The following is a 15,632-nucleotide window of genomic DNA, read 5'->3' as shown; positions in this document are numbered from 1 at the left end:
AGGAGCTTGGTAATCCTTTTTTTTGCCCACATTATTTCGATGCAGCGACTTTATCAATCTGTGGTTTCGGTGCAATCTTTGTCGCTACTTTAGCTTCAACTTTGGCTTCTGGTTTCGCATCTGCCTTCATGTCAGTCGCAGCGGCTGTTTTAGTTTCAACTTTTGTGTCAACCTTCGTTTCAACCTTTGCATTCACAGCATCTGTCGACTCTTTTTTGGCGTCCATGTGATGTTTTAATTTGCTTTTCTCACCAGTCACCACAGTCTTTGTTTGAGATGCTGCTGTAGCGGTGGCTGTCGCGGCTGGTGCGGTCAGTGTTGCTGCGTTTGCTGCAACTGGTGCAACTGTTTTGACCGGAGCACTAACTGCTGGTGTTTGTGCAAAAGCAGTACCCATTGCAAAGGTAGTAGCGATGATAGCGGCGATAATGGTTTTCATGATGTGTCCTGTTCTTTATTCGTAGTTTGAGCGAAAAGTGAATTTGTTTGCTAACTTTATTTCTTCATTGCCGGTGTTGATGTAGTAGCCGATGCGGATGAAGCTGCACTAGTTTTTGCTGGCGCTTCAGGTACTTTTGCATCTGCCTTTTTGTCTGCTTTCACTTCTCCAGCAGCCTCTTTTTTAACATGTTTTTTATGCGTTACTTTTCCTGCTGGTGCTTTTACGTCGCCAGTCGTATTTGCTGCTGGAGCAGTTGTAGCGGTCGGCGCCGCACTTACTTTTGTAGGCGCACTGGCTGGTGTTTGAGCGAATGCTGTACCCATTGCGAAAGTGGTAGCGATGATGGCGGCGATAATCGTTTTCATGATGTGTCCTGTTCTTTAGTAATTTAAATTAAATAGACTGGTTACTTTTGATACTACTTATATTCGTGTTTTTTGCTATTAAGTCGACGACTTTATTTTTTTGGTGCTGTTGAAGTTGCCGATGCAGATGCTGTTGTTGCGGCTACTTTTGCATCAGGTTTTTTATCAACTTTTACTTCGCTTTTTACGTCTGTTTTTTCATCAGCTTTTGCTTTGATAGTAGCTTCTTTTTTTACATGTTTTTTATGCGCTGTTTTTGCGACTGGCTCAGCGGTTTTGGTACTTGTTGTGGCGCTTGCTGCTGTTGGTGCTGCACTGGTTTTTGCTGGCGCACTCGCTGCTGGTGTCTGGGCGAACGCTGTACCCATTGCGAACGTTGTAGCGATAATGGCGGCGATAATCGTTTTCATGATGAGTCCTGTTCTATATAAAGTGAAACTATGAATGTTTAATTACTTTTTCTTTACTGCTGCTTTTGTACTTCTTTACCTGGCGTAGTGTGTCTACGTAAGCCAAGAACGCGGTCGAATAACAAGCTGTTGACAGCTATTTTGGAATTAGTGCTGAATTGGTAGAGTCGTTCTAAACTGATTTTATTTAACAATTTTGTGTCAACCAAAAAGAAAATTGCCTGGACATTCTTCCGCATTAAATTTGGCACACAATAAAAAAACCAGCGCAGATCTCAATGATCTGCGCTGGCTTTCTTCCTCCGATGACGGAGGCGATACAATGATTTATTTGGCTGATGCGGCTGTTGATACTGCTGACGTTTTTGCTACCGTTGTTACTACCGTTGTTACTGAATTATTTGCGGTAGTCGATGTATCAACAACGTGTTTTTTTAGACGCTTCTTGTGTGTTTTTGTTGCCTCACTCGTTGCTACTTTTGTTGTGGTGGATCCATTCGCAGCAGGCGTAGAAACTGCGGTTTTTGCAGTCGTTACTACATCTGCTTTGCCGGGTGTCGTTACTGTTGGAGTCGCTGATTTGGTAGTGCTGACAACCGCGGCTTTTGCATCACTTGCAGCGGTTGTTGCTTGTGTAGCTGCAGGTGTTTGAGCAAATGCAGTGCCGATAGCAAAAGTTGTTGTGACGATAGCGGCGATAATCGATTTCATGATAAGTCCTTTTCTTTGGCCTAATTAGCTGTGCGTAACTTCTGTTGCTTTAGCGTAGTCAATCTACGTAAGCCAAGAACGCCAGCCAAAGAATTTGTGTTGACATCAGTTGAAAGATAATTTGTGGTTAATTGTTAATCCAGCAAAATGAGCTAAACGAGCTAATTTGCCTTAGTATGACTGTGTGCAGAAAATTATTAGAAATTATCAACAAAAAAGTACGATGGAGACATAAATGACGATAGCCAATTGGTGTGTGTTAACAGCATGTTTATTACCGATATTCACAGTCGGCCTGGCAAAGGCAAATTCTGCCAAATCTCCTGCAAACGACGGGCGTTACGACAACAGTAATCCGCGTGGATGGGCAGATCAGCTAACAGGTTGGCAGCAGCGTGCGATCTCGGCACAAAATAATGGATGGGAGGCGTTGCCATTATTCATCGCGGCAGTGGTGTTGGCTCAGCAATCACATGCGGAGCAAGGGAGAATTGACCATTTGGCGCTATTATTTATTGGCCTGCGGGTGCTGTACATTGGTGCTTATCTGATGAACGTCGGAACATTACGCACTTTAATTTGGACCGCCGCCACCGTAACGAGTATTAGTATACTTTTGCTTTCATGAGCAAATATCTCCTATAAAATATCAGAAAGCTCGCGCCATGAATGATCAAGAATTACAAAACCTGCTCTATAGTTTGTTGCCGACGCCGGCCTATATTTTTGGCGCTATCCTATTTGGTGTTATTGGTTTTGTAGCGTATCGCTTTGGCAAAAAGACACAACGCGTCAAAACCAAATGGCTGGGTGTTGTGATGATGTTTTATCCCTATGTGACTGGGAGCGACACGCGCTTGTTATACGCGGTAGGGTTTCTTTTGTGTGGCGCTATTTATTATTACCGACATGAGTAGTCTGAGTGTGATTCACCCTATCACCGCAGTTAAAAAACAGGTTGAATAAAGCGAAACAGAGTGAAGCAGCAATACTTCTTATCACAAAATAGGTAGTGTTTTTTCCAGTTCCTCAAACTGTAGATCCTCGACCAGTAGTTTTTCTTTTCCATTGTCTTTTGGAAATGGCTTAAAGCGGCCTGTACGGACATAGCCACGTCGTTGATAATAGGCAATTAGTTCTTTGCGTACACTAATGACGGTCATCCAGATTTTCTGCACTCCCCACAATGCCTGCGCGTGTAGTTCCGCGTTTTGCATAAAATATTGACCAATACCATTTCCTTGCAATGTAGGACTAACGACAAACATCCCCAGGTATGCGGCGTCATTCTGCTTCTGAAGGTGAACGCATCCGATGACTTGTTCCTGTTGAAGGCACAGTAGAACAACGGACTCTTTTGCCACAATTAAATCAAGTACTTCATTTGTATAGATACGGGGTCCTTGCAAGAGGTCTGCTTCGGTGGTCCATCCTTGACGGCTGCTATCGCCTCTGTAGGCGCTGTTGACTAAGTCCGTAATGGTCTCTGCATCCATCGCAAGCGCTTCGCGAAAACTCAACTGTGAATGAACGTTGTGAGCGACACTAGCAGTGGTCTGGTCGGTAGGTGGTATTGAAGATTGTTGTTTCATGGCAAGAAAAAGTTATAGTTCTAAGCAGTCACACAAAGTGGTATTGTCCATCGTTCAGGTTCAGTCTGGCAGAACACGAATGACGAGATAATAGCATGCGACAGATTTATAAATTGTTCACATTTAGGATGTAAAAATAATCATTTTTATAAGTCAAATCCGCGTACCATAATCATTCTTTTATTGGTTCGAGCCCCGAAATATTCCCTCAACTTCGCAGATGAAATCTCCTAAAGTGACTTCTATTCTCTTTGTATGTATGGGTAATATTTGCCGCTCACCAACGGCTGAAGGCGTGTTTCTCGCTAAAGCCCAAGCTGCTGGTTTATTGGACCAGTTTGTCATTGATTCTGCGGGTATGTATTTGAATCATGTTGGTGAAGCGCCTGATCCGCGTGCGCAATCGCACGCACTAAAACGGGGTTATGATCTGAGTAGGCAACGTGCACGTCAGGTTAAAGCGGACGATTTCTCAAAATTTGACCTCATTTTGGCGATGGATAAGCATAATCTTGCCTTGCTCGAGGCTGCATGTCCGCTAGCGCATCGTCACAAGTTATCTTTAATTATGCAGTACGCGCAGCAAAGGGATGTTAAAGAAGTACCAGATCCATATTATGAGGATGGCGAAAGCTTTGATTTGGTGTTGGATTACATTGACGATGCCACCAACGGTTTATTGCGCGACTTGCAAGCGAAACAGCAGCCTTAAGCATCGCTCCCCACGTTTTGTTCACATACTGGCTTTGGCTTCTAGAGCGCTTGCCTTGTAGCATCTCTGATTCTACGGTCAATTAATTGCATAAATTGCAATTAATTGTTTATTCGCGAGGCAATGGATGCTTAATTTTCCCATTCATTCCCAAAAAAATGCATTTCATCCATCAATAAACGCAACTTAAGTCTCTGGTGCTTGTCATAGATGCCACGATGCTGAATACTGCACCATCCCTGAAGTCCCGATTATTTCTATAGCGCAAGAGACCCGCCATGTTACGTAAAACCTTGATCGCCATTGCCATCGCAACCGCCTTGGCTGCTTGTAACAATAATAAAGAAACAGAAAAAACGGCTGCATCCAATTCTGCCAGCGCTTCAGCAGACGCTGATAAGAATACGGTTGGTAAAAAAGCGCAAGCACCTGTCAAATTGCTGATTGCGCCAGAAGACACCATTAAGATCGCGACCAATGCGATGGTTTCTGGTCCCGTCGTTACGGGTTCTATCCAGCCGGAGCGAAAAGCGGATCTACGAGCTGAAGTTCAGGCAATTGTCCTGCAGGTATTAAAAGAAAATGGCGATGTAGTAAAGCGTGGAGATGTTTTAGTCAAACTTGATGAAACGTCGATTCGTGACAACCTCAATTCCGCCGAAGACAATGTCCGCAGTGCCAGCTTATCGTTGGAACAAGCGGAGCGCGCCCAACAACGCCTGAAAACGCTGCGCGCTTCTGGAATGGCATCTTTACAAGCACTGGATGATGCTGAAGTTAAAGTTGATGCCGCCCGCAGTGAGGTCTCGGCCTCAAAAGCGCGCGCTACCACAGCACGTCAACAATTACAGCGCACTATCGTCCGCGCTCCCTTCGACGGGGTGGTCAGTGAACGTAAGGTCTCTGCCGGTGATACTGCCTCTTTGGGAAAAGAATTGGTCAAGGTCATCGATCCTACCAGCATGCGCTTTGTAGGCAATGTTTCTGCTGACAAAATTTCCCAGGTCAAAATGGGACAAGCTGTTAGCTTTCGTGTGAATGGTTATGCAAGCCAGGAATTTCACGGCAAAGTTACCCGCGTTGATCCAGCAGCCAATGATGTCACTCGGCAGGTCGAAGTCTTGGTTGGTTTTATCGATAGCAACCAACCTAAAGTGTCCGGTTTGTATGCGGAAGGCAATATTGAATCCACGACGGTTGACGCTTTAAGTTTGCCAGAAAGTGCGGTCGTCAAATCCGGCGACAAATCTTATGCGTGGCGCGTCGTTGGTAACAAATTGAAAAAAGTCGATCTGGTGCTCGGCAAGCGCGATCAACGTTCCGGCAATTATGAAGTTCGCCAAGGTCTGTCGACCGGTGACTTGGTAATGCGTAGTCCTGGATCTAACTTCAAAGATGATCAGGATGTTGAAATGGCAGTTGCTAAAGTTGCTGCTTCAGCCGCGATTCATACTGAAGGAAATTAATTATGTTTTTATCCGACTTCAGTATTAAACGGCCGATCGCCACCATTGTCATGATCATCGCCTTGATGGCGATGGGATTATTGGCGTTGAGCAAGCTTCGCGTCAATCAAAACCCCGACGTTTCTGTACCCGGGTTGTCCGTCATTATTACCTACCCTGGCGCTTCACCCGATACGGTAGAGCGCGATATCATAAATCGCCTCGAAAAGTCTTTAATGAGCGTTCAAGGCGTGACTGAACTCAATGCGTCCGCAAATGAAGGCGTGGCAACGTTCGACATCATGTTCAATTTTAAAAAGAACATGATCGAAGCTTCAGATGAGGTTCGCAACGTCATTTCCAGTGTTCGCTATAAAATGCCAACGGAAATGCGAGAGCCCGTAATTCGGCGCTGGGACCCTGCCGCTCAACCGGTGATGAATTTGGCTTTGTCATCCAGCAAACTCACACATGCCGAAATCTCACGCCTGGCTGAAGATACGCTTGCAGACAAATTACGCGGTGTTCCTGGCGTCTCCACCGTTATTGTTAATGGGTCATTAAAACGTGAATTGTCAGTCTTGGTTCGCGCTGAAAAATTACGTGAATATCATGTCTCAATCAGCGATGTCGTTAATGCGCTGCGCAACCAAAATAGCAATGCACCTGTTGGAAAATTGCGCGGTGATTTGGAAGAAGAAAGTATTCGCCTCGTTGGTCGCATCGAATCACCAGAAGAATTCCAAGGCATCGTCGTTAAACGAAATGCCGACCAAATTGTCAGACTCGCTCAAGTCGCCACGATTGACGATAATTTTGCCGATATCAATGGCTTGTCGATACGTAGCGGCAAACCGAACGTTGGTATCCAAATTACACAGTCGCGCGATGCGAGTACCGTTTCTGTAGCGAAAGAAGTGCATAAACTGGTCGATGAAATCAATAAAGATTTCGAGAAAAATCATCCGGGTACGAAGTTAGAAGTGACCCGCGACGGCGGTAAGGAAGCGCAAAATAGCCTCAATAACGTTGTTGATTCCTTGGTGTTAGGTGCCTGCTTAACTATCTTTGTAGTGTATGCCTTCCTCAACTCCTGGCGCTCGACCTTAATCACCGCATTGAGTTTGCCGACCTCGGTGGTTGCTGCCTTCATCGCAGTCTGGCTGTGCGGTTTTACACTGAACTTTATGACCCTGCTCGGCTTGTCATTAGCCATTGGCGTGCTGATCGATGATGCGATTGTGGTACGGGAAAATATTGTGCGCCACATGCAAATGGGCTCAGATCGCAGAACAGCGGCATTGGAAGGAACAGCAGAAATCGGTATGGCCGTTGCCGCAACCACCTTTTCGATTATCGCAGTATTTATTCCAGTTGCATTTATGCCTGGCATGCCGGGAGAATGGTTCCGTCCGTTTGCATTGACTGTGACGTGTTCTGTCTTGGTTAGTCTGGGAATTTCATTTACGCTTGATCCCATGTTATCTGCGTATTGGGGTGATCCGGCAGATCATCACCATGCGCCAAAAACAGGTATCAGCAAGGTCTTAGCCCGTTTTAATGACTGGTTTGATCGCCAAGCAGATCGCTATGGGCGGATCATTGCGTGGGCTCTGCATCATCGACGCTGGATGGCTGCAATTGCCTTTATCAGCCTCGTCACTGCGTTGGGATTGCAAATCAAATGGGGTGGTACTAGCTTCTTGCCACCGACGGATTCGGGTAATCTGATGATTGAAGTTCGCACGCCGGCATCGTCGTCGTTGGAATATGCCAAATTGAAAATGGAACGCGCCGCAGCAATCGCTCGTACCATCAAAGAGGTAAAAGAAACCAATAGCAATATCAATCCTGCTGGCGGTCGCATTTATATTGATATTGGCAAACGCACTGAACGCAAACGTGGTGCGAAAGAAATCGCTGTCGAATTGCGTGACAAAATTAAATCCCTTGTCGGGGCCGAATACGTGGTGTTAGATGATCTGAATAACGGTGCGCAAAAGCCAGTGCAGATCGAATTTACGGGGCCTGACTCACGCAAACTGTTAGAAATTACCAGTGCCTTTATGGAAAAACTGCGTGACGTTCCGGGGGCCGTCGATATCGGTTTGTCACAGCAAGATCCGAAAAAGGAATTGAAGATTGAACTCAATCGTGGCTTAGCCAATTCGATGGGAATCTCGGCAAATGATGCGGCGCAGGCTCTGCGTGTTGCTTTTGCCGGTATCGAAGTTGGAGATTGGGTCGATCCTACTGGTGAAACGCGTGACGTTGCGGTGCGTTTGCACCCTGACGATCGAATCAGCAAAGAAAATATTGAACGTCTCCCGATCGCTATCAGTGGCACCAATCAAATGGTACCACTCGATCAAATTGCTACCATCAGTATGGGTAAAGGCCCATCCGGTATTGAACATAACAAAGGCAAACGCACGATTACCGTGTCGGCAAATGTGCAGGGTAGATCCAATGGTGAAGTCATTGCGGAAGCAAAGAAACTTGCTGAGTCGTTTGATTATCCGCCAGGGTACGGCCTGGCAATTGCTGGTTCCGGACAAGATCAGGAAGAGGTATTTGGTGCGATGGCGATCGCCTTGTTGTCTGGTATCGGCTTGATGTACTTGATTTTGGTCATGCAATTTGGTTCCTTCACAGCACCAATGGGCGTGATGTTGTCCCTGCCTTTATCGCTGATTGGTGTTGTATTGGCGTTGTTAGTCACGGGAAGTACGATCAATCTCATGAGTTTGATTGGCGTGATTATGTTGATGGGGTTGGTGGCGAAAAACGCGATTCTGTTACTCGATGCGGCACGTAAAAATGAAGCGGATGGAATGGATAGAGAAGAGGCGTTGATGCAGGCTGGTCGCGTACGTTTGCGTCCGATTCTGATGACCACTTTCGCATTAATTGCAGGCATGATGCCAGTCGCTTTAGGCTTAGGCGAAGGCGGTGAATTTTATCGTCCGCTGGCAATTGCCATTATCGGTGGAACGATTACATCGACATTGTTGACCTTGTTGGTGGTACCAACGTTCTATGACAGCATAGAGATCGCACGTGAAAGTATGATGCAGAAAATGCGTGTGAGAATGTCACGTTATCCAGCGATCGTAGGTTTCGCAATGACGATGCTGGAAGCTCTGTGCACCTTACTGCTGCTACGTTTCGCGTATCGCATGCTGGGCAAATTGCTGGCGCTGATCACAGGTCGTGGTCGACGCACAGTACAAGGTGACACGCTCAGCATCAAAGCGGCGAGTTCAGAAATTATCTAATTCGGACAACTTAGTTTACCCGCTAGAGAGATCTCCCAAACTTGCTCTCTGGTATTTGATGCCCGCAAATGAAGATTTGCGGGTTTTTTTTCAATCACACAACGAACGAGCTGAGGTTTTCACATTTAACTTTTATCGAAGTAGTATGCACTTCCATTGCAATATCATATGAGTGCAAACGTGCTTGATGATCGAAAATATTAGACGCGATCATTAATTCATCGGCCCCAGTTTTTGCGATAAATGCCTGCATTTGTTGCGCAATGGTATCTGTAGAACCAATTGCAGAACAGGCCAGAATCTGATTGAGCAAGTAGCGTTCCGATTCACCAATTTGCTGCATAAAATTTTCTACAGGCGGTGGGATTTTTGCTGGTCGACCACTCCTTAGGTTGATGAAAGCCTGCTGCGCCGAACTCGCCAGATAATGCGCTTGCTTATCACTGTCTGCTGCAAACACATTGAATCCAAGCATGACGTAAGGTTTGTCTAAATAAACAGATGGACGGAACGTCGCACGGTAAATATCGATCGCGTGCATCATTTCTTGCGGTGCAAAGTGTGATGCAAATGCGTAAGGTAAGCCCATCGCAGCGGCTAACTGCGCGCCATATAAACTAGAACCCAAAATCCAGACTGGCACATGTAATCCGGTGCCAGGAACGGCGCGTAGCGCAGATTGTGGCTCGTCAGTAAAGTAGTCGAGAAGCTCTGCTACGTCCCTTGGAAATTCGTCGGTATCTGAATGTAAATTTCGTCGTAACGCACGTGCCGTTCTTTGGTCAGAACCGGGTGCCCGTCCTAAACCTAAATCAATACGGCCAGGAAACAAGGATTCCAAGGTACCAAATTGTTCCGCAATGACCAGTGGTGAATGATTCGGCAACATGATGCCGCCCGATCCGACCCGGATCGTTTTTGTGCCGCCGGCGACGTGGGCAATCAAAACCGCCGTGGCGGCACTGGCGATCCCTGGCATGCCATGATGTTCGGCCAGCCAAAAGCGGTGATAGCCCCATTTTTCGGCATGCTGAGCGAGATCTAAGGAATTCTTAAACGATTGCGCAGGTAAACTACCTTGGGCAATCGGTGCAAGATCGAGAATAGAAAGTTTTGTCATAGTGCAGTACCCTCCGGGCAATAGTTACCGACTTGAAAAAGTCGGTTGAGACAACGGATATTATGGGCTATCTTCCCCGACTTTGCTTTTTGTGACTAATGTTAAGCATTCACGGGCACATGCACAGAAACAATAACAGGAAGACTAGTAAAACCATTATCACGTCTTAATGTTGCGTCGGCTTTTGTTCAAGCGCTGTTCGTTGTCCAACCTAGATCGCATTATTCGCTACTGAATTCATCGATGGATGATGGCTTACATTCAAACATTTGCCGCCCAATCTGGCTTAATGCCTTGCGGTACAGTAATTATTTGGAATTTTTCTGGCAGAGTCCCTAAAATGCTACTAATTTCACCACTTCCTTACCCCACCTGGATGAGTCCAAAATTTGGACGAAAATACCTGTCTGGCAGAACTGTTTCATAGAGAATAGGCCACTTTTTTGCTGAGCATAAGAGTTCCGGTTTTGTGCTCTATCAATATTGGCGTGCTTTGTCGCTGTAACATCACACTCTAAGAAATTTTTAAAATGGAGCAGATATGTCGATCTCGGGAAAATTACAACAGTTAAGCATCTCTCGGCGTCTGCAATTATTGATTGTCAGTGCGGTCGTTGGTATTTTGGCGTTAACAGGTTTATTTCTGGCATCTGAAAAAAGCATGATTCTGGAAGAACGGCAGAACAATGTCAGACAAACTGTTGAAACCGCTGAGACCATCGTTCGCCATTTCTACGAACTGGCAAATCAACACAAACTGACAGAATCAGATGCAAAAATAGCGGCGATGGATGCGGTTAAGGCGATGCGTTATGGTGACAACGGCTATTTCTGGATCAATGATATGCAACCAGTGATGTTGATGCATCCTATCAAGCAGGAGTTGGTCGGTAAAAATTTGGCAGACTTTAAAGACCCTGAAGGGAAGTTGTTATACATGGACATGCTCAATGTCGTCAAAGCGCACGGTTCGGGCTACGTTTTCCACGTTTGGACTAAGCCAGGCAGTTCAACCCCGGTACCAAAGGTTTCTTACGTCAAAGCATTTGCACCTTGGGGTTGGATTATTGCATCGGGCGTTTACATTGATAGCGTTGATGCCAGTTTTCATGCACGTTTGCTGAGCGCCTCAGGTTTTACGCTGTTGCTGACGTTGATTCTTGTGCTGGTATCGATTTTTATCGCCAGAAGTTTGATTAACCAATTGGGTGGCGAACCCGATTATGCATCCGCTGTGACGAAAGATATTGCTGCTGGAAAATTAGCGGCGCCTATCTATCTAAAACAGAACGATGAGTCGAGCTTACTGGTCTCGATTAAAAATATGCGAGATGACATCGCTAATTTGATCAGGCAAATAAAAACTGGTGCAGAAACGATCAGTCATGCATCCAAAGAAATTGCTTCAGGAAATATGGATTTGTCTGCGCGTACTGAAGCCTAGGCTGGCTCATTAGAAGAAACCGCATCAACTATGGAAGAGTTGACCAGCACGGTGCGTCAGAATGCCGACCATGCACGTCAGGCGAGACAACTCGCGAATTCTGCATCTGAAGTCGCGGTGAAAGGCAGTAGCGTCGTGGCAGAAGTGGTCTCGACCATGGAAGTCATCAATGCTTCATCGCAAAAAATTGTCGATATTATTTCTGTCATAGATGGTATTGCCTTTCAGACCAATATTCTGGCTTTAAATGCCGCAGTAGAAGCTGCAAGAGCCGGCGAACAAGGCCGCGGGTTTGCCGTCGTTGCCAGTGAAGTCAGAAACCTGGCACAACGCTCCGCAATGGCAGCGAAAGAAATCAAAACGTTGATCAATGACTCGGTAGAGAACGTCGGTCATGGTACGCGCTTAGTTGATGCTGCTGGAAAAACCATGGAAGATATTTTAGATAGCGTACAGAAAGTCAATCATGTCATTACCGAAATTACTGCCGCGACGACCGAACAACGTACCGGTATTGAGCAAGTTAATCTGGCGATTATAGAAATGGACAACGCCACCCAGCAAAATGCCGCACTCGTAGAACAAGCAGCGGCGGCCGCTGCCGCAATGGAAGAACAAGCGAGTCAATTAATGACTGCCATCAGCATCTTTGACCTTGGCGAAGGCGTCGAAGCAAAAATTGCACATTCATCCTTGCAGTCGGTCTACCAAAACCGGGCTTAAAAAAAATGCCTGGTGCACGACCAGCAAAGTAAATCACACAGCAAACGATCAAAAAGCAAAAGGCTGGCGCAATTCAGTGGGCAGAGTCTTAATTTCGGGTGCGAGTAAATGGTACGCGATTGTCTCGGCAAGGCGAAAATCCCCATCGTAATTTGGAAAGCATCGAGAGGTTTTCAACTCGTAATGTTTGGTTCAATCGCATGTGCCATGTAATCCCAGCTCTGGCTAGATTTCGACGAAAAAGTAGTCAACTACCGACCTTCAACTGAGAGCCGATATATTGATTAGACTGTTCTGTTTGAGCCTCAATTAATCTGGAATGACTAAAGCGCATCAGCTATCTGGGGCATTTCTTTGATCTGTCACAACCAGCCGGCGTAGTAAATGTTAATAAGCTCGGCTTTCCTAAATATCTCAACAAAAGAACCCCACTTCATTTCCTCATTCGACTGCATTTTTTGTAGGAAGTCATGCGACTGATGTTATCAAGTGTGATCGTAATGTCGATAAGAAATTTATATAGTCATCATGCGAACACAATGCGTGTTTGTTAGGACGGTAAAGAACGTTCTGAATTCTCTTTCCAGAGATTTCACTGCATCATACTTTTCTACAAATGTCTGATTAAATTGGAGAAGATAATGGCCATACAACCATCGCAGTGCAGTGTTTTTATTCAAGTATGGGTTGATTCAAAAACCCTTCAGAACAATTCGAATAACGGAATTTATCTTGTCGATAACCGCTTAAACAATGGTAGTTCTAATGAAGGAGGCGCGTCACTAAAAACAGCTGCAAATACTAACGATTACGTTTGTTGGTCAATCGCAGATGTGAATGTGAATTCAGGAACTATACTCAGCTTGCAAAACTTCGGGAATTCCAATGCATTCGGAACATCCGGGACACCACAGCAAATAAATCCGACTACCTGGACAGGTCAGGTACAGAATAATGGTACTGCCTCATATTCGATCAATTTTTCAGCGCAGTCTTCTAGTGGTTCTGCAATAACGTGTAATACGACAGCCAGTTTTAACGTCTCATAAGTAGCGAAAAAATCTTTAATAAAACTAATCAATAATGAGGAACTTATGTTGAATTTTAATCCATCGTGCCAAGTCGTTCGCGCGGAAGCGACTGTTGGTCAATACAATCCTTTAACCGCAATCACTATTGCCGTCGATACTAGCTACGTCGCGTCTCAGCAAGGTAGAAATATTAGTAGCGGTATTTATATGATGGACAATATGGCGTCCAACGGCAGTACGGGAGAAGGGACACTAGAACTATCAACGAAATGCCCTGTCGGATCGTTGATTGGGTTTAACGTCGTACCAATTAATGTAAATGGCGTGTCAGGTGATACTGTTGTCATCACAGGCTTCAATGTATCAAGCGGGAGTGTATTTACGGCTGCTGGTCAGCCACGGCAACAAACTTCCCCAAACAACGAACCTGCAGGCAGTTATTGGGTAGGCCAGGCGATTGCAACTGGAAAGCAGACTTACCAAATTCAAATCAAGGTAACTGTTGGAATCTTGAACCCAGTTTCCTACTTTATTAACTGGGATCCCTTCATCACTGCTCAGTGATATTTTGAAGCGGTGCTGACAAACTGATTTTATTGAGACGCTTTGTATTCGAATCACTCCGATCTAAGAGAACCAGATCGGAGTGGAGTCAAGCCAATGACATTTCTGCATTCGCATTTTTTGTCATTTCCCTCAAAGAAAGCGATAAAAGCCGGCTAGGCTATACCAGTCTCCCAGAGTAAACAGTCGATGATTAATTTGACCATTTGTCCTAGTTTCTAGATGGCTACGGAAGATCTTTCCTTGGCTAGTCTACATTTTCAAATTCGCAACGTTCCACCGAAAACATCGCACGATGAGCTCATGACTCAGTACACCAAAGTAAGCACGGAAGTGAACAGCCACACATATTCACATAGAAAAATTGGTATTTACCAACCTACACTTTGATCTGTATCGTCATGGACACTGAAGCCGTAACAGCGAAGGCATTTCGTAAATATTCGTGATCAGTTTTTCTTACAGCAAAGTATAGGCCAACGTTTGCTATTGATTAACGCTTATTCGTCAGGCGATACGTGTAGTGCAAGGGTAGCGATATCGATATTAACACCATCGCAGAGTTCCCATTAATCCCAAAAATGGAACTGGCGCTAGTATGTCGAAGCCGCCTTGAAAGTGCCTGGGTTTTGGTGGAGCAATTGTGTCGATCGAGAACATGAAAGTCGCGCGGTGATTATTACCTTGTACGCCATGAAAGAAAAATCTTGATGAGGTCAGAGGAAATGATCATGTCCTTAGTGGTTCTGCTTTCTATGTACAAGACGGGCTCCCTCAATAGCACTACAACTATTTCCTGCCTCGCACTGTCATCGATAGCGAGGTGAAATTTGAATACCTGAAAAATGGTCGATGGTGTTACCAATATTAATCGCTATCGATTCTATCGAGAAACGCACGCTTCATTAATGCGCGTAAAAAGTGTTGTTTCGTCTAATCCAACAAAAATATAAATTTAAGGCGGTTGGAGTATCACTACGAATCTGAAAAATAAGCCGAGTGCTATTTTTCAGATTCGAAAATACAATTCTTAGCAACTACCGAAAGGAACTGTCGTAAAAATCACGGTGTCATTCAAATATACAGTGGCTTTCAGCCCAGTCGGAATAAAACTTCCGCAGGTCTGCGCACAGGCTTTTATTGCAGCGCCGATTGGAATTTGTACTGGAGACGTCACGCAGTAATTTCCATAAATTGGAATCGTAAAACAAATTTGATTTGTTGTTGAATCATAGCTTGCAACGACGCAAACAGATAAGCCTAGTGCTTGAACGCCTGCTAATTCAGGGATATACGGAACTGCACGGGAGTTTGCGCCAACACCTGTTACGGTAAAATTAGCGACGGGTTCTGTTGAGTTGACGTTGGCGTTCGCTGCTTGGCAAGTAGGACAATTTGTTGACATGCTAATTCCTTTGTGTGTGTATGTGAGTGAAAATAAATGCAAAATTTTTTTCAGATATCTAAGAAAATTCACCTCGATCACTTTCTTTACAGTCACGAAATTTAATTATCTTGAGACTTTTTGGTGGAACGGTTTGCCGTCCACGTAAGAAATATATAGACGATGAAATCAAAGTTCGATCACACTCAATAACACCCAAAAAAACTGCTTAAGAACTTTTTAAACGTACTTAAATTAATCGACGAGTGAAACTTTTTAATGAGTGGCGGATTCAATTTCGAAGTGCAACCACATGTTGATGCGATTGTAACTGCTTCATAAATACTTGGTGCGGCGTTTTGAAGCCGAGACATTTTCTGGGACGATGATTTAAGCTGTTCATCGCCCATA

At 45.1% G+C, this 15,632-nt stretch carries 14 protein-coding genes and 2 pseudogenes; 8 read left to right on the top strand and 8 right to left on the bottom strand.

The window, feature by feature from the left end; all coding sequences use genetic code 11:
- Window positions 1-31: 31 nt before the first annotated feature.
- The 4 genes from ACO0K1_RS13720 to ACO0K1_RS13705 form a co-directional block, all read right to left on the bottom strand.
- Window positions 32-439: a hypothetical protein gene (locus tag ACO0K1_RS13720; RefSeq protein WP_423026636.1), complete on the bottom strand. Its 408-nt coding sequence runs from the start codon at window positions 437-439 to the stop codon at window positions 32-34.
- Window positions 440-495: 56 nt separating this feature from the next.
- Window positions 496-807, bottom strand: a complete 312-nt coding sequence (locus tag ACO0K1_RS13715) for a hypothetical protein (RefSeq protein WP_423026634.1) — start codon at window positions 805-807, stop codon at window positions 496-498.
- A gap of 92 nt (window positions 808-899) precedes the next feature.
- Window positions 900-1,217 carry a hypothetical protein gene (locus ACO0K1_RS13710; RefSeq protein ID WP_423026632.1) on the bottom strand — a complete coding sequence of 106 codons (318 nt, stop codon included), beginning with the start codon at window positions 1,215-1,217 and terminating at the stop codon, window positions 900-902.
- A gap of 327 nt (window positions 1,218-1,544) precedes the next feature.
- Window positions 1,545-1,928 carry a hypothetical protein gene (locus ACO0K1_RS13705; protein ID WP_423026630.1) on the bottom strand — a complete coding sequence of 128 codons (384 nt, stop codon included), beginning with the start codon at window positions 1,926-1,928 and terminating at the stop codon, window positions 1,545-1,547.
- Window positions 1,929-2,163: 235 nt separating this feature from the next.
- Between ACO0K1_RS13705 and ACO0K1_RS13700 the strand changes: the two genes are divergently transcribed.
- Together ACO0K1_RS13700 and ACO0K1_RS13695 are read left to right on the top strand one after the other, a co-directional pair.
- Window positions 2,164-2,556, top strand: a complete 393-nt coding sequence (locus ACO0K1_RS13700) for an MAPEG family protein (protein WP_423026628.1) — start codon at window positions 2,164-2,166, stop codon at window positions 2,554-2,556.
- A 37-nt stretch (window positions 2,557-2,593) separates the two neighbouring features.
- Window positions 2,594-2,845 carry a hypothetical protein gene (locus ACO0K1_RS13695; RefSeq protein ID WP_423026626.1) on the top strand — a complete coding sequence of 84 codons (252 nt, stop codon included), beginning with the start codon at window positions 2,594-2,596 and terminating at the stop codon, window positions 2,843-2,845.
- An 81-nt stretch (window positions 2,846-2,926) separates the two neighbouring features.
- Here ACO0K1_RS13695 and ACO0K1_RS13690 read toward each other — a convergent pair whose 3' ends face one another.
- Window positions 2,927-3,520, bottom strand: coding sequence for a GNAT family N-acetyltransferase (locus tag ACO0K1_RS13690; RefSeq protein WP_423026624.1), 594 nt, complete (start codon window positions 3,518-3,520; stop codon window positions 2,927-2,929).
- A 235-nt stretch (window positions 3,521-3,755) separates the two neighbouring features.
- Between ACO0K1_RS13690 and ACO0K1_RS13685 the strand changes: the two genes are divergently transcribed.
- The 3 genes from ACO0K1_RS13685 to ACO0K1_RS13675 all read left to right on the top strand — a co-directional run bounded on the left by ACO0K1_RS13685 (window position 3,756) and on the right by ACO0K1_RS13675 (window position 8,955).
- Window positions 3,756-4,232 (top strand): low molecular weight protein-tyrosine-phosphatase, encoded by a 477-nt coding sequence (locus ACO0K1_RS13685; protein ID WP_423026622.1) that lies wholly within the window; start codon window positions 3,756-3,758, stop codon window positions 4,230-4,232.
- 278 nt (window positions 4,233-4,510) lie between these two features.
- Entirely contained in the window at window positions 4,511-5,698 is a 1,188-nt protein-coding gene (locus tag ACO0K1_RS13680) for an efflux RND transporter periplasmic adaptor subunit (RefSeq protein WP_423026620.1), read from the top strand.
- 2 nt (window positions 5,699-5,700) lie between these two features.
- A complete protein-coding gene (locus tag ACO0K1_RS13675) occupies window positions 5,701-8,955 on the top strand; it encodes an efflux RND transporter permease subunit (RefSeq protein WP_423026618.1) in 3,255 nt (1,084 codons plus the stop codon).
- A 94-nt stretch (window positions 8,956-9,049) separates the two neighbouring features.
- On the opposite strand, the gene ACO0K1_RS13670 is transcribed toward ACO0K1_RS13675, so the two are convergent.
- Window positions 9,050-10,075: an LLM class flavin-dependent oxidoreductase gene (locus ACO0K1_RS13670; protein WP_423026616.1), complete on the bottom strand. Its 1,026-nt coding sequence runs from the start codon at window positions 10,073-10,075 to the stop codon at window positions 9,050-9,052.
- A gap of 541 nt (window positions 10,076-10,616) precedes the next feature.
- Here ACO0K1_RS13670 and ACO0K1_RS13665 point away from each other — a divergent pair.
- The 3 genes and pseudogenes from ACO0K1_RS13665 to ACO0K1_RS13655 all read left to right on the top strand — a co-directional run bounded on the left by ACO0K1_RS13665 (window position 10,617) and on the right by ACO0K1_RS13655 (window position 13,837).
- A pseudogene (locus tag ACO0K1_RS13665) lies at window positions 10,617-12,242 on the top strand (methyl-accepting chemotaxis protein).
- A 641-nt stretch (window positions 12,243-12,883) separates the two neighbouring features.
- A complete protein-coding gene (locus tag ACO0K1_RS13660) occupies window positions 12,884-13,291 on the top strand; it encodes a hypothetical protein (RefSeq protein ID WP_423026614.1) in 408 nt (135 codons plus the stop codon).
- A gap of 45 nt (window positions 13,292-13,336) precedes the next feature.
- On the top strand, window positions 13,337-13,837 hold the full coding sequence (locus ACO0K1_RS13655) for an AidA/PixA family protein (protein ID WP_423026612.1): 501 nt from the start codon (window positions 13,337-13,339) through the stop codon (window positions 13,835-13,837).
- 1,030 nt (window positions 13,838-14,867) lie between these two features.
- Here the strand turns inward: ACO0K1_RS13655 and ACO0K1_RS13650 are convergent.
- The gene (locus ACO0K1_RS13650; protein ID WP_423026610.1) at window positions 14,868-15,242 is read right to left on the bottom strand and encodes a hypothetical protein; all 375 of its coding nucleotides are present in this window, start codon (window positions 15,240-15,242) and stop codon (window positions 14,868-14,870) included.
- Between the two features lie 271 nt (window positions 15,243-15,513).
- A pseudogene (locus ACO0K1_RS13645) lies at window positions 15,514-15,632 on the bottom strand (IS30 family transposase); the annotation flags it as partial.

The organism is Undibacterium sp. SXout20W, from assembly GCF_049340285.1.
Lineage (GTDB): Bacteria > Pseudomonadota > Gammaproteobacteria > Burkholderiales > Burkholderiaceae_D > Undibacterium.
This window is presented reverse-complemented; position numbering and strand designations above follow the sequence as displayed.

Excerpts from the sequence above, each read along its gene's own strand:
- ACO0K1_RS13720 (WP_423026636.1), bottom strand. The coding sequence starts at position 439 with ATGAAAACCATTATCGCCGCTATCATCGCTACTACCTTTGCAATGGGT.
- ACO0K1_RS13715 (WP_423026634.1), bottom strand. The coding sequence starts at position 807 with ATGAAAACGATTATCGCCGCCATCATCGCTACCACTTTCGCAATGGGT.
- ACO0K1_RS13710 (WP_423026632.1), bottom strand. The coding sequence starts at position 1,217 with ATGAAAACGATTATCGCCGCCATTATCGCTACAACGTTCGCAATGGGT.
- ACO0K1_RS13705 (WP_423026630.1), bottom strand. The coding sequence starts at position 1,928 with ATGAAATCGATTATCGCCGCTATCGTCACAACAACTTTTGCTATCGGC.
- ACO0K1_RS13700 (WP_423026628.1), top strand. The coding sequence starts at position 2,164 with ATGACGATAGCCAATTGGTGTGTGTTAACAGCATGTTTATTACCGATA.
- ACO0K1_RS13695 (WP_423026626.1), top strand. The coding sequence starts at position 2,594 with ATGAATGATCAAGAATTACAAAACCTGCTCTATAGTTTGTTGCCGACG.
- ACO0K1_RS13690 (WP_423026624.1), bottom strand. The coding sequence starts at position 3,520 with ATGAAACAACAATCTTCAATACCACCTACCGACCAGACCACTGCTAGT.
- ACO0K1_RS13680 (WP_423026620.1), top strand. The coding sequence starts at position 4,511 with ATGTTACGTAAAACCTTGATCGCCATTGCCATCGCAACCGCCTTGGCT.
- ACO0K1_RS13675 (WP_423026618.1), top strand. The coding sequence starts at position 5,701 with ATGTTTTTATCCGACTTCAGTATTAAACGGCCGATCGCCACCATTGTC.
- ACO0K1_RS13670 (WP_423026616.1), bottom strand. The coding sequence starts at position 10,075 with ATGACAAAACTTTCTATTCTCGATCTTGCACCGATTGCCCAAGGTAGT.
- ACO0K1_RS13660 (WP_423026614.1), top strand. The coding sequence starts at position 12,884 with ATGGCCATACAACCATCGCAGTGCAGTGTTTTTATTCAAGTATGGGTT.
- ACO0K1_RS13655 (WP_423026612.1), top strand. The coding sequence starts at position 13,337 with ATGTTGAATTTTAATCCATCGTGCCAAGTCGTTCGCGCGGAAGCGACT.
- ACO0K1_RS13650 (WP_423026610.1), bottom strand. The coding sequence starts at position 15,242 with ATGTCAACAAATTGTCCTACTTGCCAAGCAGCGAACGCCAACGTCAAC.